Source organism: Amycolatopsis circi, from assembly GCF_003385235.1.
In the GTDB taxonomy this organism is placed as follows: Bacteria; Actinomycetota; Actinomycetes; order Mycobacteriales; family Pseudonocardiaceae; genus Amycolatopsis; species Amycolatopsis circi.
Map to the genome: position 1 here is coordinate 1 of NZ_PQIA01000278.1, position 2311 is coordinate 2311.

The 2311-nt window shown below is 72.7% G+C and carries 2 protein-coding genes; both read left to right on the forward strand.

Annotated features, from left to right (window positions below):
* Positions 1-115: 115 nt before the first annotated feature.
* Entirely contained in the window at positions 116-1342 is a 1227-nt protein-coding gene (gene cobA / locus D0D37_RS46210; RefSeq protein ID WP_116206883.1) for a uroporphyrinogen-III C-methyltransferase, read from the forward strand.
* Between the two features lie 30 nt (positions 1343-1372).
* Complete coding sequence (locus tag D0D37_RS46215; protein WP_116206884.1) at positions 1373-2140, forward strand: PIG-L deacetylase family protein; 768 nt, start codon at positions 1373-1375, stop codon at positions 2138-2140.
* Positions 2141-2311 lie beyond the last annotated feature (171 nt).

Below are 2311 nucleotides of genomic sequence, written 5' to 3' on the forward strand. Positions count from 1 at the left end.
TCGGCGTGGCATGACCCACGCTCGGCGTGCGAACAGCCGCCCAGCCCATAACTCCGCCTTCCTCCCCTCCTCCCCCCGCACCGGACGCGCTGCGCGCCGCTGGTAGATTCCTGGCATGGACGACCCGCACTACCTTTCCGGCCTGAACCTGACCGGCCGCCGCGTCGTGGTGTTCGGCGGCGGTTCTGTTGCCCAGCGCCGGCTGCCCCGGCTGATCAGCGCGGGCGCCCGCGTCGAATTGGTGTCGCCGCACACGACGCCGTCGGTGCAGGGGATGGCGGACGCGGGGGAGCTGGTCTGGCACCAGCGCCGCTACACCGAGGGCGACCTGCGGGACGCCTGGTACGCGCTGGCTTGCACGAACAGCCCGGAGACCAACGCCGAGATCTGCGCCGAGGCGGAGCGGGAACGCGTCTTCTGCGTCCGCGCCGACGAGGGCGAATCCGGCACGGCGGTGACCCCGGCGACCGGACGGCACGGCGGTCTCCTGTTCGGCGTCCTGTCCGGCGGCGAGCCGCTTCGCTCGGCCGCGGTCCGCGATTCGATGCTGGACGGCCTGCACGCGGGCGCCATCGAGGACGGCCGCCAGCCGCATCCGGCGGGCACGCTGCCCGGCGTCGCGCTCGTCGGCGGCGGGCCCGGCGACCCGGACCTGATCACCGTCCGCGCCCGGCGGCTGCTGTCGCGCGCCGACGTCGTGGTCGTCGACCGGCTCGGCCCGCGCGATCTGCTGGACGAACTCGCGCCGGAGGTAGAGGTCATCGACGCGGCGAAGATCCCGTACGGCCGCGCGGCGAGCCAGGACGTGATCAACCGGACGCTCATCGAGAAGGCCAAGGAAGGCAAGTTCGTCGTCCGGCTCAAGGGCGGCGACCCGTACCTGTTCGGCCGCGGGTTCGAAGAGGTCCAGGCGTGCGCCGAAGCGGGCGTGCCGGTGACCATGGTTCCGGGCATCACCTCGGCGTTCGCGGTGCCCGCGGTGGCGGACGTGCCGGTGACGCACCGCGGCGTCGCGCACGAGGTGGTCGTCGTGTCCGGGCACGTCGCGCCGGGGGACGAGCGGTCGCTGGTGGACTGGTCGCTGCTGGCCCGGATGCGCGGGACGATCGTGCTGATGATGGGCGTCGAACGGCTGCCGAAGTTCGCCGCCGCCCTGCTCGAAGGCGGCCGTCCGGGCGACACGCCGGTCGCGGTGATCGAGGACGGGACGATGCGGACCCAGCGGGTGCTGCGGTCCACGCTCGCCTCGGTGGCCGACGAAGCGGCGGCCGCGGGCGTGCGTCCGCCCGCGGTGATCGTGTTCGGCCCGGTCGCCGGACTTGACCGGAATGAGGCCGGATAACGCCAGACAACGCGCCGTCCGCGCGCGAAGATGTCCGGTATGACGTTGCCTGCCTTGCCCGAGGAGTCCTTCCAGCGCGTGCTCTGCGTCGTCGCGCATCCGGACGACATGGAGTACGGCACGTCGGCGGCCGTCGCCCGCTGGACCGCGCGCGGCATCGAGGTCGGGTACCTCCTGCTCACCCGCGGCGAGGCAGGCATGCCGAACCCGCCCGAGGAGACGGCCCGCCTGCGCGTCGCCGAGCAGCGCAACGCGTGCGCGGCCGTCGGCGTCGAGCGGCTGACCGTTCTCGAACATCCGGACGGCGTGCTCGTCTACGGCCTCGACCTGCGCCGCGACATCTGCCGCGAGATCCGCCGGTTCAAGCCCGACGTCGTGCTCGGCTGCGGATTCGACGTCGAAACGCCCTACGGCTTCGACCAGGCCGACCACCGCGCCGCCGGGCTCGCGACGCTCGACGCCATCCGCGACGCGGGCAACCGGTGGGTCTTCCCGGAGCAGGTCGACGACGAGGGTCTGACACCGCATTCAGCGCGCTGGTACCTCGTCCCGGGGCTCCCCGGCTCCGGCGCGACCCACGGCGTCGACGTCACGGGGGAGCCGCTGCAGCGCGGCATTGCGTCTCTGGAGGCGCACGCCGCGTACCTGGCCGCGCTTCCGGACCACCCCGCGCCCGCCGACTTCATCCCGCAGTTCGCGGCGATGAGCGGCAAGGCGATGGGGGTCGAGCACGCGGTGCTGTTCCGCGCCCACGACCTGCAGGCGCCGCCCGCGTTCCCCGACGCTGACGACGCCTGACGCGGCCCGCCGGACGTTCCGTGAGGGGAACCCTGAGGGACTCAGAGTCCCTGTTGTGTCTCGGTTGTTCTGTCGCGGGGTTGTCTCGGTTGTTGTGTCTCATGTTAGGCGGCTGGGGTGAGGGTGCCTTGGTATCGCTTGGTGTGGTCGAGGCGGATGTGGCCGATGGGG

Coding starts and splice junctions, on each gene's coding strand:
- cobA (WP_116206883.1), top strand. CDS start 116: ATGGACGACCCGCACTACCTTTCCGGCCTGAACCTGACCGGCCGCCGC.
- D0D37_RS46215 (WP_116206884.1), top strand. CDS start 1,373: ATGTCCGGTATGACGTTGCCTGCCTTGCCCGAGGAGTCCTTCCAGCGC.